21 protein-coding genes and 3 tRNA genes are annotated in these 24,983 nt (G+C 45.9%); 15 read left to right on the top strand and 9 right to left on the bottom strand.

The window, feature by feature from the left end; translation table 11 throughout:
- Positions 1-213 precede the first annotated feature (213 nt).
- A complete protein-coding gene (locus FTT63_RS01120; protein ID WP_160243447.1) occupies positions 214-705 on the top strand; it encodes a hypothetical protein in 492 nt (163 codons plus the stop codon).
- Positions 706-800: 95 nt separating this feature from the next.
- On the opposite strand, the gene FTT63_RS01115 is transcribed toward FTT63_RS01120, so the two are convergent.
- Together FTT63_RS01115 and yhbY are read right to left on the bottom strand one after the other, a co-directional pair.
- On the bottom strand, positions 801-1,340 hold the full coding sequence (locus FTT63_RS01115; RefSeq protein ID WP_075167187.1) for a DOMON-like domain-containing protein: 540 nt from the start codon (positions 1,338-1,340) through the stop codon (positions 801-803).
- Between the two features lie 9 nt (positions 1,341-1,349).
- Entirely contained in the window at positions 1,350-1,673 is a 324-nt protein-coding gene (gene yhbY, locus FTT63_RS01110; protein ID WP_005176314.1) for a ribosome assembly RNA-binding protein YhbY, read from the bottom strand.
- A gap of 196 nt (positions 1,674-1,869) precedes the next feature.
- On the opposite strand from yhbY, the gene rlmE reads away from it, so the two are divergent.
- The 5 genes from rlmE (at position 1,870) to FTT63_RS01085 (ending at position 6,938) form a co-directional block, all read left to right on the top strand.
- Positions 1,870-2,520: a 23S rRNA (uridine(2552)-2'-O)-methyltransferase RlmE gene (rlmE, locus tag FTT63_RS01105; protein WP_005176316.1), complete on the top strand. Its 651-nt coding sequence runs from the start codon at positions 1,870-1,872 to the stop codon at positions 2,518-2,520.
- A gap of 134 nt (positions 2,521-2,654) precedes the next feature.
- Positions 2,655-4,544: an ATP-dependent zinc metalloprotease FtsH gene (ftsH, locus tag FTT63_RS01100; protein WP_005176319.1), complete on the top strand. Its 1,890-nt coding sequence runs from the start codon at positions 2,655-2,657 to the stop codon at positions 4,542-4,544.
- A 259-nt stretch (positions 4,545-4,803) separates the two neighbouring features.
- Positions 4,804-5,457, top strand: a complete 654-nt coding sequence (locus FTT63_RS01095) for a YitT family protein (protein ID WP_104471726.1) — start codon at positions 4,804-4,806, stop codon at positions 5,455-5,457.
- A gap of 188 nt (positions 5,458-5,645) precedes the next feature.
- Positions 5,646-6,497: a dihydropteroate synthase gene (gene folP, locus FTT63_RS01090; RefSeq protein ID WP_160243446.1), complete on the top strand. Its 852-nt coding sequence runs from the start codon at positions 5,646-5,648 to the stop codon at positions 6,495-6,497.
- Positions 6,498-6,623: 126 nt separating this feature from the next.
- Positions 6,624-6,938: a DUF5713 family protein gene (locus FTT63_RS01085; protein WP_045796482.1), complete on the top strand. Its 315-nt coding sequence runs from the start codon at positions 6,624-6,626 to the stop codon at positions 6,936-6,938.
- 363 nt (positions 6,939-7,301) lie between these two features.
- Here the strand turns inward: FTT63_RS01085 and FTT63_RS01080 are convergent.
- Positions 7,302-7,387 (bottom strand) — tRNA-Leu (locus FTT63_RS01080).
- Positions 7,388-7,586: 199 nt separating this feature from the next.
- Here FTT63_RS01080 and FTT63_RS01075 point away from each other — a divergent pair.
- Positions 7,587-9,356, top strand: a complete 1,770-nt coding sequence (locus tag FTT63_RS01075) for an alkaline phosphatase (RefSeq protein WP_180191904.1) — start codon at positions 7,587-7,589, stop codon at positions 9,354-9,356.
- A gap of 39 nt (positions 9,357-9,395) precedes the next feature.
- Here FTT63_RS01075 and FTT63_RS01070 read toward each other — a convergent pair whose 3' ends face one another.
- The 3 genes from FTT63_RS01070 to FTT63_RS01060 all read right to left on the bottom strand — a co-directional run bounded on the left by FTT63_RS01070 (position 9,396) and on the right by FTT63_RS01060 (position 10,392).
- A complete protein-coding gene (locus tag FTT63_RS01070; RefSeq protein WP_180191903.1) occupies positions 9,396-10,127 on the bottom strand; it encodes a hypothetical protein in 732 nt (243 codons plus the stop codon).
- 91 nt (positions 10,128-10,218) lie between these two features.
- Positions 10,219-10,304: transfer RNA gene (locus FTT63_RS01065), tRNA-Leu, on the bottom strand.
- A gap of 14 nt (positions 10,305-10,318) precedes the next feature.
- A tRNA-Cys gene (locus tag FTT63_RS01060) sits at positions 10,319-10,392 on the bottom strand.
- 153 nt (positions 10,393-10,545) lie between these two features.
- On the opposite strand from FTT63_RS01060, the gene folD reads away from it, so the two are divergent.
- Both folD and FTT63_RS01050 read left to right on the top strand, forming a co-directional pair.
- On the top strand, positions 10,546-11,394 hold the full coding sequence (gene folD, locus FTT63_RS01055; protein ID WP_005176331.1) for a bifunctional methylenetetrahydrofolate dehydrogenase/methenyltetrahydrofolate cyclohydrolase FolD: 849 nt from the start codon (positions 10,546-10,548) through the stop codon (positions 11,392-11,394).
- Positions 11,395-11,595: 201 nt separating this feature from the next.
- Positions 11,596-12,264, top strand: a complete 669-nt coding sequence (locus tag FTT63_RS01050; protein WP_180191902.1) for a methyltransferase — start codon at positions 11,596-11,598, stop codon at positions 12,262-12,264.
- Positions 12,265-12,294: 30 nt separating this feature from the next.
- On the opposite strand, the gene FTT63_RS01045 is transcribed toward FTT63_RS01050, so the two are convergent.
- Positions 12,295-12,729 carry a hypothetical protein gene (locus FTT63_RS01045; RefSeq protein ID WP_168381648.1) on the bottom strand — a complete coding sequence of 145 codons (435 nt, stop codon included), beginning with the start codon at positions 12,727-12,729 and terminating at the stop codon, positions 12,295-12,297.
- Between the two features lie 175 nt (positions 12,730-12,904).
- The gene (locus FTT63_RS01040; RefSeq protein WP_005176337.1) at positions 12,905-14,734 is read right to left on the bottom strand and encodes a phosphoenolpyruvate carboxykinase (GTP); all 1,830 of its coding nucleotides are present in this window, start codon (positions 14,732-14,734) and stop codon (positions 12,905-12,907) included.
- A gap of 416 nt (positions 14,735-15,150) precedes the next feature.
- Here FTT63_RS01040 and FTT63_RS01035 point away from each other — a divergent pair, with 416 nt between their 5' ends.
- From FTT63_RS01035 to FTT63_RS01015, 5 genes are all read left to right on the top strand, one after another.
- The gene (locus FTT63_RS01035) at positions 15,151-16,089 is read left to right on the top strand and encodes a diacylglycerol kinase family protein (RefSeq protein ID WP_180191901.1); all 939 of its coding nucleotides are present in this window, start codon (positions 15,151-15,153) and stop codon (positions 16,087-16,089) included.
- The gene (locus tag FTT63_RS01030; RefSeq protein ID WP_180191900.1) at positions 16,070-16,828 is read left to right on the top strand and encodes a metallophosphoesterase; all 759 of its coding nucleotides are present in this window, start codon (positions 16,070-16,072) and stop codon (positions 16,826-16,828) included. The genes FTT63_RS01035 and FTT63_RS01030 overlap by 20 nt, the downstream gene beginning before the upstream one ends.
- Positions 16,829-17,028: 200 nt before the next feature.
- Positions 17,029-17,319 carry a co-chaperone GroES gene (groES, locus tag FTT63_RS01025; protein ID WP_004810787.1) on the top strand — a complete coding sequence of 97 codons (291 nt, stop codon included), beginning with the start codon at positions 17,029-17,031 and terminating at the stop codon, positions 17,317-17,319.
- Between the two features lie 57 nt (positions 17,320-17,376).
- Complete coding sequence (groL, locus tag FTT63_RS01020; RefSeq protein WP_127798938.1) at positions 17,377-19,011, top strand: chaperonin GroEL; 1,635 nt, start codon at positions 17,377-17,379, stop codon at positions 19,009-19,011.
- A 202-nt stretch (positions 19,012-19,213) separates the two neighbouring features.
- Entirely contained in the window at positions 19,214-20,368 is a 1,155-nt protein-coding gene (locus tag FTT63_RS01015; protein WP_163146040.1) for a LuxR C-terminal-related transcriptional regulator, read from the top strand.
- Positions 20,369-20,430: 62 nt separating this feature from the next.
- On the opposite strand, the gene FTT63_RS01010 is transcribed toward FTT63_RS01015, so the two are convergent.
- On the bottom strand, positions 20,431-21,570 hold the full coding sequence (locus FTT63_RS01010) for a glycerophosphodiester phosphodiesterase (RefSeq protein WP_180191899.1): 1,140 nt from the start codon (positions 21,568-21,570) through the stop codon (positions 20,431-20,433).
- A 289-nt stretch (positions 21,571-21,859) separates the two neighbouring features.
- Here FTT63_RS01010 and FTT63_RS01005 point away from each other — a divergent pair, with 289 nt between their 5' ends.
- Positions 21,860-24,952, top strand: coding sequence for a multidrug efflux RND transporter permease subunit (locus FTT63_RS01005; RefSeq protein WP_180191898.1), 3,093 nt, complete (start codon positions 21,860-21,862; stop codon positions 24,950-24,952).
- Positions 24,953-24,983: the final 31 nt, after the last annotated feature.

Here is a 24,983-nt window from a genome sequence, read left to right as displayed (position 1 = left end):
CTTAACAGCGCATTATACGCACCAACTCTGAAAAAGTCCACGTTCTTGAAGCGGAATATCCAATAAAAAAGTATTCTTTTGGTGCAAAAGCATGTTTGTCACGCAATGTCACAGAAATGTAAGCATTTAATAATTGTCTAACAAATCAAAACTTAAATTTTATCTGTTTCTACTATGCTGTGGTCTTTCATAATAACAGGCGGGTGAACGGCAATGACAGCAGAACAAAAACAGCCAGCGGCTAAAAACTCCTTAAAAGACGTGGTGGCAGAAGGCACTGAAAAGCTTGAACAGGCAGCGCAAGAGGCCAAGCAGCAGGTTACTGAAGCAGTCGGGGAGACCCAGGAAAAACTGCAGACCGAAGCGAAAAAATTTAATGGCAGCGTGCAGGAGCAGCTCAGTCAGCTCAAGAAGGAGCTACTGCAGAAAATTGAATCGCTCAAGGGGCATTTTGGCAGCTCACAAAAAGATCTTGGTGAACTGAAAGAGTTCGTGAAAACCGAGTTTAATGCGGTGATTGAAGATTTGAATAAAATTGGCAAAGAGCTTAAAGCCGATGTCAGCCAGATTTCAGTCAAGCATAAAGACCAGTTAACTGAAACCTTCAAGCGCTCCAAAGAACATACCTTGGAAACCTGGAAAAAAGTTGTACCAGCAAAAGAGGCGGCACCTGCTTCTGAAACCGACACCACCCTTAAAAGCTAAGGCGTGTTGTAGCGGGTGCGTGCGATGCAGGCAATAAAAAAGTGAGGTCATGTGCCTCACTTTTTTTATACTGCGTTTTAGTTCAGACATAATGCCTAGAACTGATGCAGCCAATCGCGCTTGTTATGAAAATCGGCCTGTGGGCTGCTGTGCTGCATGGCGTAATAGTGTTCACCTTCAGAAGTGTTTAACACGGCAGTTAAACCAATGAACAGATCCGACCACTTTAATTTATGCTTGGCCATGAATTCGCCCAAGTCCAGACTGACATTCAGTCCATAATGGGTGCGTTTCAGCTGGTTGAGCTCAATATCATAGGCGGCTTGCGGCGGCATATCTTCCGGATAGCGATATTCCTCAAACTGATAGGCCTGCCAGGCTTGAGATGGAGAAAGATTAATTTCACGATAAAAATCTTCCCCATGAACCCCAATAAACACTTCAAAACAGGTGTTCTGCCAGAGAAAATCCTGACGCGGATGCGCAGACACCAGATCGGGCCACTGCACATACTGGTTCGGATCACGCAGCCAGTAACCAATATTCAGGTTAAACGGGCTTTGCTGCTCAATCGCCCCGACCAGGGAGATGGCCTGAAAACGGCGATCAAAAGCACTCAGTTCATAACTTGCCATAAGGAAAAATTATTTTGCCAGATGCGCGTGACGAACCAGGTTCGATAATTTTGGATTTTGCGGTTTGGCTTTTTTATACAGCAGGGCAATTTTACCAATGGTCTGTACCACTTCTGCACCAGTCGCTTCTGCAATTGCCTCAATTACAGCTGCACGTGCTTCACGGTCTTCACCGCCAATTTTCACTTTAATCAGTTCGTGGTCGTTTAACGCACGCGTGGTTTCTTCAATGACATTTTCAGTAAGCCCTTGTCCGCCAATCATCACAACCGGATTGAGTGCATGACCGATTTGACGTAAACGCTTGCGTTCCTGAATAGATAAAGCCGCCATAAAAATAACCTGATTTTAAAAACGGCTTAGTATAGCAAATCCCAATTTGAAACGCTGTAAAATCTGCGCAAATAATCGATGCAAATAATAGAAAAAATCACACCCTCTAGGTCCATTTAACTACACATCTGTACTGCAAGCGCGGCAATTTTCACGTACAATTATAAATTAGAAGGTTTTTAATATTTAGAGAGTTATGGCAACACGCATTACCAACCAGAAATTATCCAAAAGTAGTCGTGCGTGGATGAGAGAGCACCTGGATGACCCTTTCGTGAAAAAAGCCCAGAAGGAAGGTTATCGTGCGCGTGCTGCGTATAAACTGCTAGAGATTCAGGAAAAATATAAAATTATCAAACCCGGCATGACGGTGGTCGATCTGGGTGCTGCGCCCGGCAGCTGGTCGCAAATTGCCGGCAAACTGGTCGGTGACAAAGGGCTGGTGATTGCATCGGATATTTTGCCTATGGATGCCTTACCAGATGTGACCTTCCTGCAAGGTGACTTCCGTGAGGAAGAAGTTTTTGAAAAATTGTTAAATATTTTAAATGGCCGGACTGTAGACGTTGTAATTTCCGATATGGCCCCCAATACATCAGGTAATAGAGCGGTAGATCAGCCACGACAAATCTATTTATGTGAACTGGCTTTGGACTTTGCGCAAAAAGTGCTGGGGCCAAACGGACAGTTTGTTGTGAAGGTGTTCCAGGGTTCTGGCTTCGATGAATTTCGCAAACAGGTCGTCGACAGCTTCGATGTATTAAAGACTGCAAAACCGGCAGCTTCTCGTGCACGTTCGAAAGAAGTGTTTTTGATCGGACAGGGCCGGAAGAAGGCATTCAAATAAAGTTTACTTGCCAAGCCGTTAAAAATTGTGCATTTTGTACGTTTTTAAGAGTTTTGTAGGCTGATCTTCAGCTTTAACATTAAGGTCACCCTGTAAAGGGCATGATCAAATTAGATTGATATGGGAATAAAGCTTTGAGCGATCTCTTCAAGAATGCCGTATTGTGGCTAATTATACTTGGTGTACTGATTCTGATTTTCAGTAACATCAATGGCAGTGATAAGCCAACGTCAATGAACTATTCCGAGTTCGTTGCGGCGGTGGATGCTGGTCAAATTAAAAAAGTTACAATTGATGGCGAAAGAATTAGTGGTGAAAAAGCCAATGGCTCACCATTTGAAAGTATTCGTCCGGCGGTTCAAGATCCTGAACTCATGCCGAGCCTCATTGAAAACAACGTTGTTGTTGAAGGTACTGCACCTCAACGTCAAGGTTTGTTGATGCAACTACTCATTGCTAGTTTCCCTGTACTTTTAATCATTTTGTTATTCATGTTCTTTATGCGCAACATGGGTGGCGGTGCAGGTGGTAAAAACGGCCCAATGAGCTTTGGTAAGTCCAAAGCGAAAATGCTGTCTGAAGACCAGATTAAAGTAACCTTTGCCGATGTTGCAGGTTGTGATGAAGCCAAACAGGAAGTGGTTGAAATTGTCGACTTCCTGAAAGATCCGGCCAAATTTAAACGTTTGGGGGCAACCATTCCGAAAGGCGTGTTAATGGTTGGTCCTCCGGGTACCGGTAAAACTTTGCTGGCAAAAGCCATTGCTGGCGAAGCTAAAGTGCCATTCTTCAGTATTTCAGGTTCTGACTTCGTAGAAATGTTCGTGGGTGTGGGCGCCTCTCGTGTCCGTGACATGTTCGAGCAGGCGAAACGCCACGCGCCATGTATTATCTTTATTGACGAGATTGATGCGGTCGGTCGTCACCGTGGTTCAGGTACCGGTGGTGGTCATGATGAGCGTGAGCAGACCTTAAACCAGATGCTGGTCGAAATGGACGGTTTTGAAGGTAATGAAGGTATTATTGTCATTGCTGCAACCAACCGTGCCGATGTACTGGATAAAGCTTTATTACGTCCAGGTCGTTTTGACCGTCAGGTGATGGTGGGCTTACCCGATATTAAAGGTCGTGAGCAAATCTTGAATGTTCACCTGAAAAAATTGCCTTCAACCACAGGTGTGGATGTAAAAGTCCTTGCACGTGGTACACCGGGCTTCTCGGGTGCACAGTTGGCCAACTTGGTGAACGAAGCAGCGCTATTTGCTGCACGTCGTAACAAGAACACGGTCGACATGCATGACTTTGAAGACGCCAAAGACAAGCTGTACATGGGTCCTGAACGTAAATCAATGGTGATTCGTGAAGAAGAACGTCGTGCGACGGCTTATCATGAAGCAGGCCATGCCATTGTGGCAGAAATGCTGCCGGGTACGGATCCTGTGCATAAAGTCACGATTATGCCGCGCGGTTGGGCGCTGGGTGTAACCTGGCAGTTGCCTGAGTTTGACCAGACCAGCCATTACAAAGACAAGATGCTGAAAGAAATTTCAATCCTGTTTGGTGGTCGTATTGCTGAAGAAATTTTCATTAATCAGCAATCTACCGGTGCATCGAACGACTTTGAGCGTGCAACCAAAATGGCGCGTGCCATGGTGACCAAATACGGTATGTCGGACAAACTAGGTGTGATGGTTTATGAAGATGATTCACAGCAATCCTTCATGGGCAGCCTGGGTAGCCGGACCATTTCTGAAGCGACGCAGCTGGAAGTGGACCGTGAAGTGCGCCGCATTCTGGATGAGCAATATAAAGTGGCCTGGGATATCCTGGAAAACAACAAAGATATTGCCCATGCTATGGTAAAAGCGCTGATGGATTGGGAAACCATTGATCGTGAGCAGATTCGTGACATTATGGAAGGTCGTGAACCACAGCCACCAAAAGTATATGTTGCAGAAAATCCGGTGATTGATGTAACCCCAAGCAATGGTCCAAGCACACCGCCACCATTGCCAGCCAACTAAGAATATTTTAAGAAAACCACCTTCGGGTGGTTTTTTTATGCATGAAATTTGCATGTATTTATCGGTACCTGACCCAATTGGTTAGATGAAAGGTCTATGCAAGCCATAAACCCGGACAGGAGAAAAGACAACAATTAAAGATTGTAGAAATTTTTATCCTTTGTCATATTAAAAACGCAATAAAAATACCACGTGCCACAAGCACACACATGCTATTCACCACAGACCACAAGTACAGGGTGAACAGGGGATTCTCAACATGAATAACCAATCTAATCCAAGCGCGCTAAAAGCTGCACCTCTACCATCGATGCATCCGCTTAAACATAGTTATATGGATGACAGCCTAGCACTGTTCTCAGGAACGCTGTTTGTCGGAATTACCCTAATTCTGTATGAACAGGCAGGTCTGCTGACCGGCAGTACCGCAGGGATTGCCTTTGTGGTGCACTATGCAACTGGCTGGTCGTTTAGTTTGCTGTATTTCCTGATTAATCTGCCATTTTACTGGTTTGCGTGGCGCAGACTGGGCAAAAGCTTCACGCTGAAAACCTTTATTTGTGTGGCCTTACTTTCTTTATTGACCTATATTGTGCCGCAATATCTGGACATTCATTATTTGCATCCACTTTTTGCCGCGATTGCTGGCGGCTTAATGCTGGGAACCGGTATTCTGTTTTTGGCCCGGCATCAATCGAGTTTGGGTGGCGCCACCATCTTGTCGCTGTATTTGCAAGATAAAGCTGGCATTAGTGCGGGTAAGGTACAAATGGCCATTGATTGTGTGGTCGTTGCATTGGCTTTTGGGGTGATGCCATATCAGCAGGTGTTGTGGTCTATCTTGGCAGCGGTGATTATGGGTATCTTTTTGGCCCTCAATCATCGGCCGGGGCGTTATCAGGGTCAGTCATGATCTCCTGTCTTCAATAGGGGATCTATCAGCTGTTTTGTCGGACGAAAAAAATGATCCCTTTTGTGAAATTAAGGCGACCGTGCAAGCTGCTGCAATATGCAAATAAGCCGCAGTTTGCTATCTAAGGCTTTACTTTATTGAATTATCCATAAGACAATATTTGCCTTATTGTGAATGAGGATAAAAACATGCAGCTGATGCCATTACCGCAGCGTCAATGGAGCTTTGGAGCTTTAACTTTGGATCTGTCTCAGCCGCATGTGATGGGAATCTTGAATGTAACCCCGGACTCGTTTAGTGACGGGGGGCAGCACAATGAAAAAGAGCAGGCGATTGCCCGTGCCAAACAGATGATTGCTGAAGGTGCTACCGTCATTGATGTGGGGGGTGAATCGACCCGTCCCGGTGCAGCGGTGGTGGAAATTGAGGAAGAAATCCGCCGGGTGGTGCCTGTGGTCGAGGAGCTGGCCAAACTAAATGTGGTGATTTCAATTGATACTTCACAGCCGGAAGTGATTCGTGCAGCAGTAGCGGCCGGTGCACATATCTGGAATGATGTGCGGGCTTTAACCCGTCCTCAGGCGCTGGAAACCGCAGCTGAATTAAATATTCCGGTGATCATCATGCATATGCGCGGTGAGCCAACCACCATGAATAATCTGGATCAATATGAAGATGTCACTACAGATGTTATTCGTGAACTCTCGCAACGGGTTCAGGATGCACTGGATGCCGGGGTCAAGGCTGAAAACATTATGATTGATCCGGGCTTTGGTTTTGCCAAAAATGCCCAGCAAAATCTGCAATTGCTAAATGAGTTCCATAAACTGACTGACATGGGTTATCCAATTTTATCTGCCTTGTCGCGTAAACGTTTTATTGGCAGTGTGCTGGATGCCGCAGAGCCACAGCAACGTGCAGTTGGTTCAGCTACTGCGCATTTGCTGAGTATTCAGCAGGGTGCCTGTATGGTGCGCGCGCATGATGTGAAAGCTACCGCCGATGCCATTAAAATCTGGCAGGCGATGCAATTGGCTTAAGGGCTGCTCTATACCAGCCTGCTTTATATCATATAGGTATTCAAATCTCGCTCAGTTTGGCTTTTCAGGGGCTTTGTGCTATATAGCCTGTCTTGAATTTGACCTTTTGTAGTTTTGAGTGCCTGTATGTTTACAGATTTACTTCTCCCCATGTTTGACGATGACTATTATCCCGATATTCTGGTCGCTGAAATCAAACAGTCCATTGAACAGTTTGCGAAAAAAGTCGCCAAGCCGAATTTATCCGAGGCGGATATTTATCACTTCGCACATGAAACGGTAAACGTTATCAACAAGATGAAACCACAATTTGAAGATCTGGATTCATCACTGGATGATACTGCGGCAGATTATATTGCCGAAGCGATGATGATGGTGCTGCAAGATGCCGGCTATTTCGAGCTGGAAATGGAAGAACTGGTATCCAATCGAGAGTGGTAAGCCGCTCTCTTTTTTTATGATGGAATGATCTGGGTTTGAGATGATTCCATCGCTCAATCTTACAGGGTGTCCAGTAAATAGCAGCTCTGTTTCGGATATGCTTTAGTCCTCTCATCTACCTGCACGACCTACTCAGTGTGTTGCTCTGCTGTGCGGGCGTTTCTTGATCATATTAAATGCTTGATTCATCGGCGGCATAAATGCTTGAAAAACAGCTTGGCAAGGTGAGTAGGGTGACCTGATATTTCATTCTTCTTTTTATATTTCTTCTCTTTCTATTCAATCTGTTTTATTAAATTTCGGGCATAAAAAAACCAGCTTGACGCTGGGTAATTTATTGCACCATTTTAAGATCTATTAAAATGGTGCCCGAGGCCAGACTCGAACTGGCACGCTTTGAGGGCGGGGGATTTTAAATCCCCTGTGTCTACCGATTTCACCACTCGGGCATGTGCGCAATAATAGAGGAGGATGGAAAACTTGGCAAGTAAATTTGCTTACAATTGCTTTCTTTTCAAGCAAATCATTGTATTAGCCTAAACTCGAAGCAGGCTGGATGTCGACTGTCATCATTTTTTCATCAAAATGAGATCAAAGCTAAACCTCGGTTTTCTAAGGTAGTGCAAATAAAAACAACAGGAAAACCGTATGACAACGCACATGAACCGTCGCGAACTGATTCAAAAAACCATTGCAGGTTTTGGGGCACTGTCTTTGCCACTCAGCTTAACTGCCTGTGGCGATGATGATCCAGAGCATTCATCTCCTGATGCGCCACAAATACAATTTTTACATGGTGTGGCCAGTGGTGACCCATTGGCAGACCGGGTGATTCTATGGACCCGTCTTAGCCCCGAAGATACGGCCATGCGTCTGGAAGTACAATGGGAAATCGCGACCGATCAGGCGTTTCAGCACATTGTAAATACGGGCAAAGTGCTGACCACACAGGCGCAGGACTTTACCGTCAAAGTTGATGCAGACGGTTTAGAAGCCAATCAGACCTATTTCTACCGTTTCCGCTATGGCGCACAAAGCTCACTGGTGGGCCAGACCAAAACCTTGCCGCTTGATACCGCTGCCGTAAAGTTTGCAGTCTGTTCTTGCTCTAACTATCCGGCCGGTTATTTCCATGTCTATAAGGAAATGGCCAAGGAAAATCTGGATGTGGTCATCCACCTGGGTGATTATATTTATGAATATGGCGCCGATGGTTATGCCACTGAAGATGCAGAAAAACTGGGACGTACCCTGGCCGCCGATAACAATCAGGAAATTATCCGTTTAGATGATTATCGCAAGCGTTATGCTCTGTATCGTGGGGATGCCGATTTGCAGGCAGTGCACCAGCGTCATCCGTTTATTGTAATCTGGGATGACCACGAGCTAACCAATGACACTTGGATGGAAGGGGCGGAGAATCATCAGGACAACGAAGGTGATTTCTTTGCACGCAAGTTGGCTGCATTGCAGGCCTATTTTGAGTGGATGCCAATTCGTCCGGTCTCTGAAAATGACCATCTGAATATTTACCGCCAGTTCAATTTCGGTCAGCTGGTGCAGTTGAATATGCTGGATACGCGGGTACTAGCACGTCACAAGCAGCTGGATTATGCCCATTATTTAACCGCGACCGGTCTGGATGCCGCCCGATTTAGCGCAGATTTAACTGACACTAACCGTACCTTGCTTGGACGTACTCAGTTTGCCTGGCTGGCCCAGCAGCTGACTCAATCTCAAGCCACCTGGAATGTGCTGGGGCAACAGGTGCTGATGGCGAAAATGCTGATTCCGGCGGAAATCTTGCAGGTGCTCGGGCAAATCACCAGTGGTCAGGCAACCGTAGAGACCTTGGCCAATGTCGAGCGGATGCTGGTAGAACTGGTCACATTGAAAAGCCGTTATTTACAGGGCGATCCCACTTTAACCGCACAGGAAAAGGCCCGTATTTTGACCGTGGTGCCGTATAATCTGGATGCTTGGGATGGCTATGCTTACGAGCGTGAAGCACTGTATAGCATATTGGGTCAACTGGGTAAAAAAGTGGTGGTGCTGGCGGGCGATACTCATAATGCCTGGTCTGCACAGCTGTATGATGCCCAGCAGAACTTTGTCGGGGTGGAGCTGGCCACCAGTTCGGTGTCCTCTCCGGGGATGGAAAAATATCTGCAGATTCCGGCGGCCAAGCTGTACGAATTTGAATTTGCCTTTAATACCCTGATTGATGAGCTGAGTTATTGCAACCTGAATCAGCGAGGTTATCTGACCGTCAGCTTTACGGCAGATGAGATGCTGGCCGAGTGGAAATTCGTGAACACGGTCAAAGCAGCAGATTATCAACTGGATGATGCGCGTTATCACCGTCTGCAATACACGCCGGCTCTGGTGGAAATTAAAGACCTGCCGGCCAGTGCTTAAACCCTGTTTCTATAAAAAACCGGGATTGTCCCGGTTTTTTTATTGGCTGATTTCGTTGAGATAACTGTCCAGATCAATAAATTTAATCTGCTGCGCAAACTTGTGTTCAACCTGTATGATTTGCTGATGCAGATTGGCATATTTCATCCGCTGTACCGCCAGGTCTGCATAGCGTGCCGAACTTTTGGGATAAAAGTACATTTTTAGGTGGGTATTACGAAGCTGACGATATGACCAGTACGCTGCACGGCGAATCTGCTGCAAACAGTATTGCTGTTCTGGTGTAGCCTCATGACGAAACAGGTTTTCTTTATAAAAACGTACAAAGCCAAAACTCAGGGCAAAAAAGAACAGTATCCCTTGCAATAGCACGCTTTGCCAGTAATAGACATTTAGCGCCTGCACTAAAATCACGATCGCCAGTTTGATTGGGGTATGGCGGAGCATGCGATATAAGGCCGCTGCACTGTGTTTGAGTTGATAAATCACATAGGGTGTCGTGAGCATCAACAGCAACATGAGCGCTAAAATTGCCATACTTTTGCTTTGTGCGGCATCAAACTGTGGCAAGTGCTGCTGAATCACATCTGCAAGGACCATCGACAGCGGAATAAAAATCAGCAGGGCCAGCACCCAGGGGAGGATTTCTTTCCACTCATCCAGCATGCCTTTGATTTTTATTGCGCCATACAGCAGAAAATTGCGTTTAAATGCAGCCGGATGGTGTTGTTGTAGCTGTTGTAGAAAAAGCAGGGGCTGTTGTGGGGTCATGGACAGGGTCAACGCAGAAGCTAAATTGCAGGCATAAAAAAACCAGCTTGACGCTGGATTCTTTACTGCACCATTTTAAGATCTGTTAAAATGGTGCCCGAGGCCAGACTCGAACTGGCACGCTTTGAGGGCGGGGGATTTTAAATCCCCTGTGTCTACCGATTTCACCACTCGGGCATTTTTACCAAGATTGGAGGCGGAGGTCGGAATCGAACCGGCGTCCACGGAGTTGCAGTCCGCTGCATGACCACTCTGCCACCCCGCCACGTCTTGGTGATGCACATATTAGCAAGCTCTGGAAAAAAAACAATACTATAAATCGCGCATATGCACATAAATTCGGCATATGAAAGAAAATTGCCTAAATTATCATGTATTATTTGCAAAATTGATTCCTATCAACATTTGGAGATGTGCCGTGGCATTAGTTTTGGATGGTCGTGCATTAGCAAAGCAAATTGAAGCTGACTTGTTAACACGCGTAGAAGCATTAAAGGCGAAAACAGGTCGTACCCCAATTCTGGCGACTATTTTGGTAGGTGACGACGGTGCATCTGCAACTTATGTACGTATGAAAGGGAATGCCTGCCGCCGTGTCGGTATGGACTCTTTAAAAATCGAGCTTCCACAGGAAACCACCACTGAGCAGTTACTGGCTGAAATTGAAAAACTCAATGCCAATCCTGATGTACACGGTATCCTGTTACAGCATCCGGTACCGGCACAAATTGATGAGCGTGCCTGCTTCGATGCCATTTCACTTGAAAAAGATGTCGATGGTGTGACTTGTTTGGGTTATGGTCGTATGGCGATGGGTGAAGCGGCCTATGGTTCGGCAACACCAGCGGGCATCATGACTATTCTGAAAGAAAACAACATCGAAATCGCGGGTAAACATGCAGTGGTGGTTGGTCGTTCGGCTATTCTGGGTAAACCAATGTCGGCGATGCTGCTAGAAGCCAATGCAACCGTAACCACCTGCCACTCACGCACACAAAACCTGGCTGAATTCGTGAAGCAGGCAGACATTATTGTGGGCGCAGTTGGTAAAGCTGAACTGATTCAGAAAGACTGGATTAAGCCAGGTGCAGTGGTCGTTGATGCGGGCTTCCACCCACGTGAAGGCGGCGGTGTTGGTGATATCCAACTCGTTGGTATCGAAGACATCGCTTCTGCTTACACACCAGTGCCAGGTGGTGTTGGTCCGATGACGATTACAACCTTGATTCGTCAAACCGTAGAAGCGGCTGAGAAGGCTTTGGGTTAATAAATTGACCTCTCCCTGACCCTCTCTTGCGCTTCGATTTAAAAGCAGTGCTTTAAATCTTGCTCAGGAGAGGGAAAATTCATTGTAAAAATAATGGATACTCCTTCTCTTGCGCCGTATACGGCTCAGGGAGAAGGTTGGGATGAGGGTAAAACCTCTAACATCAGATTTTTGCTGAAATACATAAAGAATAAAAACCCAATGAGCTGCACCTTTCAATTTCCTAAAGCCCCTGAACATCTATTAAGTGCTTTGCATGATGTGATTCCACATTGTGAACTGCAGGCACAGCAATTGCCTGAAACACCGATTTCACTTTGGTTGATTCCGCCGGTTTTTCCCACCGATAAACTCGATGATGAAGTGATCCGCCGGATCTGGAATGATACGCCGTACTGGATTTTCTGCTGGGCCTCAGGATTGGCGATGGCACAGTGGTTGCTAGCTGAGCCGCATCATGTGAAAGATAAAGTAGTGCTAGATTTTGGCGCAGGTTCAGGTGTGGTGGCCATTGCTGCCAAAATGGCGGGTGCTAAACGGGTGATCTGCTGTGATATTGATCAGGTCAGTCTGGATGCCTGTCGGGCCAATGCCGAACTTAATGGCGTCGAGCTGGAATATCTGGATGATCTCTACAAAGCCGAGCAGGTTGATGTACTACTCGCAGCGGATGTGCTATACGATCAATGCAACCGTTTTTTCCTGGATGAGTTTTTAAAATTTGCCCCAGAAGTGTGGGTGGCGGACAGCCGGGTGAAAAACTTTAGCCATCCCAAATATGAAAAGCTGGATGAGCGTAGTGCCACCACTTGGCCCGATTTAGATGAGTCGCCCGAATTTCGTAATGTCAGTTTTTATAAGACGCTGTAAACAGCGTCTTTTTTATTGGCTTGCAGAAGCTTAAGAGCAGGTATAGCGCACCACAGTTAAAGTGCTTGGGCGGGCAGTGAGGGCATCACGTGTGGCCGGATTTTCACTGCTGTGCAGGCCAGGGGTATTCGACAGGCTGAAGGTGGCACGGGTATCGCCAATTTGACGTCCTGGAGCAGTAAGATTATTACCGGCCGCCGGGTTGGCAATTTCATTGACGCTGAGAATATTTAATTTAAAGACTTTATTGCTGGCCAGCACTTTCTGGCAGGCACGTTGTAGGCGCTGTTCATCTAATTGCTGATTGTTGCGTGTTGCAAGGGTGTAAGCCAGGGTGGCTGTGCTGTCAGTGCGGCTTTCGATCTGATAACCGACATTGCCATTAAATTCGCGTGGCCCACTCTGGCAGGCAGTGAGCAGGGTAACCGTACAGGCAAGTCCTAAAAGTTTATAAGTATTGTGCATTGCTATTATGGCTCATGATCTCTAATTTATACTTTCAAGTATGCCATAAAAGCCTGACCTAGGGACGACTGCTTTCCTCAATGATGTGTTGAAATTTATTGCCGGTAAAATGTAGCGTGTATAGGCAGGCAATAAAAAAGGCCGCTTTCGCGACCTCTTTCATGTTAATCAGCAATTAAGCAGATTTAACCGCTTCTAAAAGCTCGGCTTGACGTTTTTTCAATGCTTCTGGTAAACGCTCACCCAGTTTATTGAATAACTCAGTGTGGCTTTCCAGTTCTTTGATCCATTGATCTTTGTCTTGTGCTGTCACAGTTTCAAATTGCTCTTTAGAGAAATCTAAACCAGTCCAGTTCAGCTGTTCGTAAGTTGGAACGCGGCCAATTGGAGTGTCTACAGCATCTGCACGACCTTCACAACGGTCAATGATCCACTCAAGTACACGCATGTTTTGACCGAAACCAGGCCATACGAAGTTGCCTTCAGCATCACGACGGAACCAGTTCACGTTGTAGATACCAGGCAGTTTGTTACCTGCAGCTTCAGCTTTCGCACCCACTTTCTCACCCATTTCTAACCAGTGAGAGAAGTAGTCCGCCATGTTGTAACCCGCGAATGGCAGCATTGCGAATGGGTCACGACGAACGATACCTTGTTGACCTACCGCAGCAGCAGTGGTTTCAGAACCCATGGTTGCCGCTTTATACACGCCATCAACCCAGTCAAATGCTTCTGAAATTAGAGGCACTGTGTCTGCACGACGACCACCGAAGATGAATGCAGAGATTGGAACACCTGCTGGATTTTCCCAGTCAGCATCAATTGAAGGACATTGACCTGCAGATACGGTGAAACGCGCGTTTGGATGCGCTGCTTTTTCTTCGCCAGTATGTGGTTGACCTTTCCAGTTGGTCAGGTTTGCAGGTGCTTCTTTAGAAAGACCTTCCCACCATACTTCGCCATTGTCAGTCACAGCAACGTTGGTATAGATCACGTCTTTGTGCAGCGTCGCCATACAGTTCGGGTTAGTTTTGGTGTTTGTACCAGGTGCTACACCGAAGAAACCAGCTTCAGGGTTGATTGCGTATAGACGACCATCTTCACCTGGTTTGATCCAGGCAATATCGTCACCTACAGTTTCAATCTTCCAGCCTTCATAACCTGCTGGTGGAATCAGCATCGCGAAGTTGGTTTTACCACATGCAGATGGGAATGCCGCTGCGATGTAGTGTTTTTCGCCTTGAGGATTGGTTACGCCAAGAATTAGCATGTGTTCAGCTAACCAGCCTTGTTGACGACCCATGAACGATGCAATACGTAATGCCAGGCATTTTTTACCTAACAATGCGTTACCGCCGTAACCTGAACCGTAAGACCAGATTTCACGTGTTTCTGGATAGTGCACGATGTATTTTTCTTTGTTGCAAGGCCATGCAACATCTTTTTCACCTTCGGCAAGCGGAGCGCCTACAGTGTGTACACATGGAACGAATTCGCCATCTGTACCTAATACGTCATAAACAGCTTTACCCATACGAGCCATTTTAGACATGCTTACTGCAACATAAGGAGAGTCAGTTAACTCGATCCCGATGTGTGCAATGTGTGAACCGAGTGGACCCATTGAGAATGGAACCACATACAGCGTACGACCTGCCATTGAACCGTCAAATAAACCGTTCAATTTTTCGCGCATTACTGCAGGCGCTTCCCAGTTGTTGGTCGCACCGGCATCTTCCTGGTTTTCAGAGCAGATGTAAGTACGGTCTTCAACACGAGCTACGTCAGAAGGATCAGAGTTTGCAAGATAAGAACCAGGGTGAGTTTCTTGGTTAAGCGCTTGCATTGTGCCGTTAGCGATCATCAAGTCGATATAACGTTGATATTCTTCTGCGCTACCGTCACACCATTCAATTTTTGCTGGTTTTGTTAATTTAGCAATCTCTTCCACCCAAGCAATAAGCTTAGGGTGACGAACGAATTCTGGTGCGTTCACTTGGGTCATGGTGAGGCCTATCTAAAATGTGTACAAACTGTTGTACAAAGTACAATCTGAGAGATGAAATGAACCGCTCAGATGAAATATGAAAAAAAAGTGGCTGTATTAAAGCACAAAATGACGAAAAAAATAAGACTAAAGGACTAAAGGAATTATTTTGGTAGTTAATGCAATCTAAATAATAAGTTTATAAAAAACAAAAAGATAATGTTTAAATAAGGGCTGGTCTTATTTATTTTTTATATTTATGTATATTATTTAATTTATTTATTTCTTTTTAAAACAATAATTTATATCTAAATTTTTTCTGAGAATCATTATTGATTAAATAAATGGTGGTAATTCGATTTTTACATAAAGGTGCTTTAAATTTCCACTTAATTGGCTGAAATTAGAACAAATGCTTTAAAGATGTGGACAAAATGTCTGAACAATTCAAGCCATTGTCTATTGTGTATAACAAAAAATCAGGCTTTCATGCGACCCATAAAACCGAGGTATATGAAGAGCTGATTCAGATTTTTTCCCAATACGGTTTTGAAATCCAGTCCTTTGATATCGAACAGTATGCCAGTTTTGATGAGTTAATGGCGCAGGTATTTTTGCGTCATCAGGACCCGGACAATTATGGCGTGGTGGTAGCTGCAGGAGGAGATGGCACCTTGAATGCTGTGGCCGCCAAACTGCTTTATACCGATATTCCCATGGGCATTTTACCTTTAGGTACCTTTAACTATGTGGCCCGCGTATTTGATATTCCGGTGGATATTATTCAGGCTGCGCATGTGATTGCAACCGGCCGGCCACGCAAGGCGCATATCGCGCGGATCAATGAACACATCTATTTAAACAATGCCAGCCTGGGGCTGTATCCTTTATTTATCCAGAAACGGGAGCTGTATAACCGCTATCTGGGCCGTTTTCCTTTACATGCCTATACCTCCGGTCTGGATGTAATGATTCGCCATCGCAAGGAGCTGAAATTAAAAGTTGAAGTCGATGGCAAGCTGTTTCCGGTGAAAACTCCGCTGGTATTTTTTGGCAATAACCAGCTGCAATTGTCGGAGATGAATTTGCGTATTGCTGCAGCGGTGGCACAGGGCAAGGTGGCCGGCATTGTGGTGGCGAAAAGCGATAAGCTGACCCTGTTTAAAATTTTATGGCAGCTGGTGAAAGGGGAAATTGAACAAGCGCCCGATGTATATACTTTTGCTGCAGATCAGGTGGTGATTCATGCACAACTAAAAACCATGCAGGTGGCCATTGATGGTGAAATTGTCCGGATGCGACCACCGCTAATAGTCACAGTGGAAAAAAATGCCTTAAATATGATGGTGCCTTATGATTCTGCATCTGTCTGATTTGCATTTTGGCACCGAAAAGCCGGCCTGCATGGCAGCCATCCGGCAATTTTGCCTGGAGCATCAGGCTGAAGCGATAGTGGTCAGTGGTGATTTAACCCAGCGTGCGCGTTTTAAACAGTTTTATGACTGTAAGCAGTTTCTCGACAGCCTGGAGCGGCCGTATCTGGTGGTGCCGGGCAATCATGATATTCCGCTATTCGATTTATGGACCCGTTTTGTTAATCCATTTGCGCGTTATCAGCTGTTTTTTGGCAAGATGGAAACTGTGCTGGAAACCGAGCATTTTTTTCTGATTGGTTTAAACAGTATCCGGCGGCGTTACCATACCCGCGGGCATATTTCGCTGGCGCAAATCCAGCTGGTCGATCAGATTCTGGCCGCGGCGCCGGTGCATAAAATCAAGCTGATTGCTGCGCATCAACCGTTTTATACCCCGCCGGATGATCCGCATGGGGTAAAAGACTGTCCAATGCTTGGCAAAATGGCGCTGGAAAGCTGGAGTCAGCATGGCCTGTTCGGGCTGTTGCATGGTCATCTGCATCAGTCCGCAGTCTATGATTTAAACCAGATTTATCATTTGCAGGCCAGTCATCCGGTGCTGGATATTCATGCCGGCACGGCGCTGTCTTATCGTCTGCATCATCGTTTTAATAACAGCTTTAATGTGATTCATGACAGCGGTGAAATTCAGGCCTATTTTTTTAATGAACGCACACAAAAATTTGAACCGTATTAGAAATATGGGGAATAAAGCGACAGTGGTCTGATGGCTGGCGAAAAAAAAGACAAAAAACAGATTTTTTTTCATTTTTCCCCTTGAAGCGTTTTTTTCCATCCCCACAAAAGTGACATCTAAAATTCATTTTGATGATGACCAAAGGAATAAATAAGTCGTCATCAGTTATCTAACGAAGACTTAGTCTGATGGAGTTATTTATGAGCAACATTCGTCCATTACATGACCGTGTAGTAATTCGTCGTGTCGAAGAAGAAACAAAAACTGCTGGCGGCATTTTATTGCCAGGTTCTGCTGCTGAAAAACCTGCTCAGGGTGAAATCATTGCAGTTGGTAATGGTCAAATCACAGACAATGGCGTACGCGCATTAGATGTGAAAGTTGGCGATAAAGTATTGTTTGGTACCTATGCCGGCACCACTGTAAAAGTAGACGGTGAAGAACTGCTTATTATGAAAGAGTCTGACATTTTAGCTGTTTTAGAAGGCTAATTTCTCACTAACTCAATGGTTATCAGATTTAGTTAAGATTTAAAATTGGAGTAAATCATGTCAGCTAAAGACGTAAAATTTGGTGATTCAGCTCGTAGCAAAATGATTGCGGGTGTCAACATTCTTGCAGATGCAGTGAAAGTAACGTTAGGTCCTAAAGGCCGTAACGTGGTGATCGACCGTTCTTTCGGCGCACCGCACATCACTAAAGATGGTGTTTCTGTTGCGAAAGAAATTACTTTAAAAGACAAGTTCGAGAACATGGGTGCACAACTGGTTCGTGAAGTGTCTTCAAAAACCAATGACATCGCAGGTGACGGTACCACAACTGCAACTGTATTGGCGCAAGCTATCCTGAACGAAGGTATCAAGTCAGTGACTGCGGGTATGAACCCAATGGACTTGAAACGTGGTATCGACATCGCGGTGAAAACTCTAGTTGCTGAAATCAAATCAACTGCACAACCTGCATCTGATTCTAAAGCAATTGAGCAAGTGGGTTCGATCTCTGCAAACTCTGACACCACTGTAGGTGCTTTAATTGCGCAAGCAATGGAAAAAGTGGGCAAAGAAGGCGTCATTACTGTTGAAGAAGGTTCAGGCTTCGAAGATGCGCTTGACGTTGTAGAAGGTATGCAGTTTGACCGTGGTTATATCTCGCCATACTTCGCCAACAAACAAGACACGCTCACTGCTGAACTTGAAAACCCGTTCATCCTGCTGGTAGACAAGAAAGTCAGCAACATCCGTGAACTGATTACGGTTCTTGAAGCAGTTGCAAAAACCGGTAAGCCATTATTAATTATCGCTGAAGATGTTGAAGGTGAAGCGCTTGCAACGCTTGTTGTGAACAACATGCGCGGCATCATCAAAGTATGTGCGGTGAAAGCACCTGGCTTCGGTGACCGTCGTAAAGCAATGCTGCAAGACATCGCGATTTTAACTGGTGGTACTGTGATTTCTGAAGAAATCGGTATGCAGTTAGACCAAACAACGCTTGAACACTTAGGTACTGCACACAAAGTAACTGTATCTAAAGAAAATACCGTGATTGTGGATGGTGCGGGTAACGCAGGCCAAATCGCTGAGCGTGTTCAACAAATCCGTGCGCAAATCGAAGAATCGACTTCTGAGTACGACAAAGAAAAACTTCAAGAACGCGTTGCTAAATTGGCAGGCGGTGTAGCAGTGATCAAGATCGGTGCTGCAACTGAAGTTGAAATGAAAGAGAAAAAAGACCGCGTAGACGACGCACTTCACGCAACTCGTGCTGCAGTTGAAGAAGGTGTGGTTGCTGGTGGTGGTGTTGCACTGGTACGTGCTGCCAAAGCACTTGACGGTGTAACAGGTGCCAACGATGACCAAAACGTAGGGATCAACATCCTGCGCCGTGCAATCGAAGCGCCGCTTCGTCAAATCGTGGCAAACGCAGGTGATGAACCATCTGTTGTGATCAACGCTGTGAAAAATGGTGAAGGTAACTTCGGTTATAACGCTGCAACTGGTGAATACGGCGACATGCTTGAAATGGGTATTCTTGACCCAGCGAAAGTAACCCGTTCTGCACTTGAGCATGCTGCATCTGTTGCGGGCTTAATGCTCACAACTGAGTGCATGATCACTGAAATCCCGGAAGAAAAACCAGCAATGCCTGACATGGGCGGCATGGGTGGTATGGGCGGCATGATGTAATACATCTGCTGGTCATTCGATCATAAAAATCCCCGCAATTGCGGGGATTTTTTTATATGAAGGCCAATAAAAAACACAATACAGTAAAACTAAACTTAATGCATAAAAAAGTAAGAAATAGATAAATGGTTCAAAAATAATTAAATGTATGATGAGCTTTTGTATTAAATTGGTAGGGCTTAATGATTAAGCTGGGGGAGAGATGAAAGAACAAGAACACCAGATCATTGGGTTAATTTATGATGCCGCGATGGATACGCGTTTATGGCCGCAAGTAATTGAAGCCATTGTGCACTACACCAACAGTAAAACCGCGATTTTTACCGCTCTGGACCAGTTAAGTCCAAGTTATGACTTTGTGCATACCTATAACATTCCGCAAGCCTGTATTGATGCCTATCAGGATGAACGGATTAAAGTCATTGATATGAAACTGCATGCGCCGTTATGGCAGCAAACCGGGGTGGGGGATACCATTGAGCAAAACTTGCAGTCGTATGGCCAGATGCCGGGCACAGATGAATATATCTTTTATGAGCGCTGTCTGGAACCAACCGGGATTTGTCATATCGCAGCTGTTTTACTCGATCAGGGGCAACATCGTTGGGCGGTCTTGGGTATTCACCGGGTGCCCGATGCTCAGCCTTATAGTCCGGAAGAGCATGAATTTCTTAAGCGGATCGGTAAGCATTTACGCCGGGCACTACAAATTCATCGGCAGCTTTGTCAGGCCAAGCAGCAGAAACTGGCTTTAGGCCATATTTTAGATCACTTAAAAACGGGCGTGCTGCTACTCGATCAGCAGTCCTGTTTGATCTATTCTAATAAAAAGGCTCAAGCAATTCTTAATCGCTCCAGCCTGATTGAGCTGGACCGTTATAATCATTTAAAAGTGGGCCGCGGCTTTCAGGCCAAACTCGATCAGCTCATTGAGGGGGCAGGTTCGAATTTAAGTCAATGGAACAAAGAGCCGGGTGGGGTTATGGCCTTGTCTGCTCCAGATCAGACGACATTAATGCTCACCATTATTCCTTTTAATTTAAGCCAGCTAAAGAATACTGAAGGACTACCAGAACAGGCCTATGTCGCTGTTTTTGTGACTGAAACCGAGCAAAAATATTATTTAGCTGCAGATTTTTTAAAACAGCAATATCACTTGTCAAACCGGGAAATTGAGTTATGCGAGTTATTTATTAATGAGCATGATTTAGAAAAGATCGCTGAATATTGTCAGCTCAGTTTAAGTACCGTTCGAACCTATTTTAAAAATATTTATGCAAAAACCCAGTGTAATTCACAGGCCGAGTTAATTCATTTACTGATGGGCATTACCGTAAATTTTGAGCATATCGTATAGGCTGTTTTGTTTGAGAGTAGAAAAAAGACGCATGCCGCGTCTTTTTTAATATATGAGAATTTTTACTGTTTTAAAAACAGGTCTGCAGCCTGACGTCCTAGTCCAGGATCATCTGTAAAGACACCATCAACACCGGCTTTAAAGAAGATTTCAAACTCGGCCAACGCCCCTGTTTCACACTTCTCAGCAGGATTTGGACTACAATCGAGGCGATCAGGTAAAAATTCATTTTCTGGGCGCAAGGTATAAGGATGTACTTTCAGGCCCTGTGCATGTGCCAGACTCACAAAATTGGTGATTACTCCCTGATTACTGACGATATAGGTTTTACTTGGTCCCACACCATCAGCATATTGCGCAACCGTTTTAAGTCCTTCTGCACTGGCCAATTGACCATAAGTAGTCCCCAGACCTGCTTTTAGTGCATCAGCAGGCTGAGAACTCTGTCCGCTGTAGAGCTGAATGATTTTTGCATGTTGCAAGGTGTTTAAACGATCTAGCTGACTGCGTAGATATTGCAGATTTTTAACTTCAAAAGATTGTAGATAGACCGGGGCAATACTTCGCGAATATTCATATTTCGCCAAGCTACTCAATAAACGGTCTTCCATGGCCAGATTTAAATCCTGGAAATAGGTTGGGTGTTTAGTCTCAATATACAGCCCAATAATTTTTCCTGTTTTTTGATAGTGCTGATCAGCCAGTTCAATAATTTCTTCTATCGTCGGCACTAAAAACTGATCATTATATTGAGTGTTTTGTGGCCGAATATCTGGAATACGTTCGCGGGCTTTCAGCTGCTTCAGTTCACTTAAGGTGAAGTCTTCGGTAAACCAGCCTGTTAAGCTGACTCCATCAATGATTTTGGTGGTTTTACGATCTGCAAATTGTGGCAGTTCACTGACATTGGTCGTACCGCCAATTTCATTTTCATGACGAGCAACCAAATAACCATCTTTGGTTGGAACCAGATCAGGCTCAATAAAATCTGCACCATCCTCAATGGCTTTTTGATAAGCCTCCAAGGTATGTTCAGGACGCAAGGCACTGGCGCCTCGATGTCCGACAATAATAATTTCAGGTTCAACATAGGCCGGTGGTGTCGGCGTTGGAGTGGGATTATGCGTTTGATTATCACGATGATCACTATTACAAGCAGTTAAAGTGAGAATGCTGGTCAGTATCAGTGTTTTTCTTAGCATGCGGTCCTCTGATGATGCTGTTATTTTATTTGACGCATGCGTAGTGTTGAAGGAAAAACTTGCATTCTCATGACAGGTTGCAAAATAGCGACAATGTAAATGATGCTAGAGCGAGATAAATCTTTTATCTCCACATTTTCTCCTTATTTTTCGTTCAGCACATCTTTATGTAATATTTTCTTGTATTTTGGGCTTTAGTCACTGAATATCAATATAAATTTGCTAGGGTAAAGCGCCTTCAGAAGTGCTCAACCAAATCTTGGCTCAACCCCATCATGTGACCAAATCTATGCTGTCAAAATTTTTTATTGAACGTCCTATTTTTGCTGGAGTCCTGGCCATTATTGTCATGGCGTTTGGTATTTTTTCCACTTTAGGTTTGCCGGTCGAGCGTTATCCAGATATTGCACCACCCCGCATTACCGTGAGTGCCACTTATACTGGAGCTTCGGCAGAAACAGTGGAGGAGAGCGTGACCCAGGTGCTGGAGCAGCAGATTCGAGGGCTGGATCATCTGCTGTATTTTAGCTCGAGCAGTGATTCTTCGGGGCGCAGCCGTATCAGTATCAGTTTTGAAAATGGCACAGACCCAGATACCGCACAGGTGCAGGTGCAAAATGCGATTAACAGCGCCATTAACCGTTTGCCTGAAGATGTACAGCGCCAAGGCGTGAATGTGTTCAAATCTCTGGGTGATACCCATATGGTCATCGGGTTGTATGACAGCGCTGGTCACAGTTCCAATATTGAACTGTCCGATTATATGATGACCCATCTGGAACAGGATCTGGCGCGTATTGAAGGCGTGGGTGAGGTGGATGTCTTCGGTTCGCAATATGCCATGCGAATCTGGTTGAATCCTTTAAAACTGAAACAGTATGCCTTGATGCCAAGCGATATTCGGGCCGCTGTTGAAGCCCAGAATACCCAGGTGGCAGCCGGCAGTATTGGCGATTTACCCACCGCAACCGATCAGTATTTAAATGCCAAAGTCACCTCCGGTTCACGTTTAAAAACTGTCGAAGAATTTGAAAATGTAATTTTAAAGTCGGCCCAGGACGGCAGTTTTGTTTATTTAAAAGATGTGGCGCGGGTCGAGCTGGGGGCAGAAAATTATCAGTCCTTTAATACGATTAACGGCTATCCTTCAGCTGCGCTGGGCATCTCCCTGGCCTCTGGCGCCAATGCACTGGCGACCTCGGCTTTAATCCAGCAGGAAATTGATCATCTCTCCAAACAGTTGCCTGAAGGCTACAAGATAGTCTATCCACGCGATAATACGCCGTTTGTGAAGGAGTCGATGAAAGAGGTGGTAAAAACCCTCATTGAAGCGATTATTCTGGTAGTGATCGTGATGTTCCTGTTTTTACAGAACTGGCGCGCTACCTTAATTCCGACCATCACCGTACCGGTGGTGATTTTAGGTACCCTGACAGTGCTGTATGTGCTGGGCATGACCATCAATACCTTAACCCTGTTTGCGCTGGTACTGGCGATTGGCCTGCTGGTCGATGATGCGATTGTGGTCGTAGAAAATGTTGAGCGTTTGATGCATGAGCAGCAGCTTTCAGCCAAACAGGCGGCAATCCAGTCGATGCAGGAAATTAGCGGGGCACTGGTCGGGATTACCTTGGTGCTGACCGCGGTGTTTATTCCGATGGCATTTTTTGGTGGCTCGACCGGGGTCATCTACCGTCAGTTTTCCATCACCCTGGTGGCCGCGATGTCCTTATCTTTGCTGGTGGCACTGATTTTAACCCCGGCCTTATGTGCCTTAATTTTAAAGCCAAAGCAGAAAACCGCCCGATGGGCCGCCTGGTTTAATCAGAAACTGGAAAATCTGAAACAGCATTATCTGCGTTCTTCAAGCTGGACCCTGCAACATCGCACCATCTGTCTGGTGATTTTTGTGGCTTTAATCGGGGTATTTGCCTTGTTCTATCGAGCCTTGCCGACCAGCTTTATTCCAAGTGAAGATCAGGGCATGCTCACGGTGCAATTTAAGTTGCAAGAAGGCGCACCCCTGTCAAAAAGCCGTGAAGTTGGTGAAACGATTCGTGCCTATTTTATTGCACAGGAACAGGCCAATGTTGATCTGGTGATGATTCGCTATGGCCGTAACTTCTCCGGCACTGGCCAGAACTTGGGGCAGGGCTTTATTGCGCTGAAACACTGGGATGATCGTCCGGGCAGTGACAATGCTGCGCAGGCAATTCGTGAGCGGGCCATGCAGCATTTCCAGCGTCATCCAGATGCGCAGATTATGATTGGGATGCCGGCCTCGGTGCGCGGTTTAGGCCAGACCGATGGCCTGCAGTTTTGGCTGCGAGATTTAAATGGGCAGGGCCGTGATTATCTGGAGCAGCAATTCCAGAGCCTGCGCAGTCAGGCCGACCGTTATTCCAGCTTTGCCAATCTGGATAAAAAAGTTAATCCGGAAAAAGCCGAGCTGAATGTCAATATTCATCAGAAACAGGCCATGGCCAATGGCCTGAGCCAAGGCGCGATTAACAGCACCTTGTCGGCGGCATGGGGCGGCAGTTATATCAATGACTTTATTGATCGTGGCCGGATTAAACGGGTGATTATGCAGGGTGATGCCGAGTTCCGTGCCACCCCGGAAGATTTGCAGGCCTGGTCGGTCCGTAATGCCAACGGGCAGATGGTGCCGTTTGGTAATTTCTCTACCCTGAGCTGGGGCGGCGGACCAGAAGTGGTGAACCGGTTTATGGGCTATACCGCACTGGAAATGGAAGCCGATACCGCAGCCGGTGCCAGCTCTGGTCAGGCCATGCAGGATATTCAGCAGCTGGTTGACCAGCAGGACGGTGTTGATCTGGCCTGGAGCGGCTTGTCCTTTGAAGAAAAGCAGTCCAGCAATCAGGCTTTATTGCTGTATCTGGTATCAATTGGTTTTATCTTCCTGTGTCTGGCAGCGCTGTATGAAAGCTGGACCATTCCAACTGCGGTGATGAGCGCGATTCCACTGGGTATTGGTGGTAATATCTTGTTCAGCTACCTGGCCGGGTTCCCGAATGATATCTATTTCCAGATTGCACTGCTGACCACCATCGGCCTGTCCTGTAAAAATGCGATTCTGATTGTCGAGTTTGCTTCGATGGCGCAGCAGCAGGGGCGCAGCGCCGTGGAAGCCGCACTGGAAGGAGCGAGTCTGCGTTTACGTCCTATTCTGATGACCTCGCTGGCCTTTGGGGCCGGGGTCATTCCGCTGGTATTTGCCTTTGGTGCCGGTGCGGTCAGCCGTCAGGAAATTGGCGTGAGTGTGCTGGGTGGGGTGATTTTCGGTACGGTTCTGGTGCTGATTTTTATTCCCTTTATGTATGTGCTGGTGCGTTCGATCTTTAAACTGAAACAGGCCTGATCCGCCGGGTTTATACAGAGAAAAATGCTGC

The organism is Acinetobacter sp. C15 (genome assembly GCF_013420645.1).
GTDB lineage: Bacteria > Pseudomonadota > Gammaproteobacteria > Pseudomonadales > Moraxellaceae > Acinetobacter > Acinetobacter indicus.
This window is presented reverse-complemented; position numbering and strand designations above follow the sequence as displayed.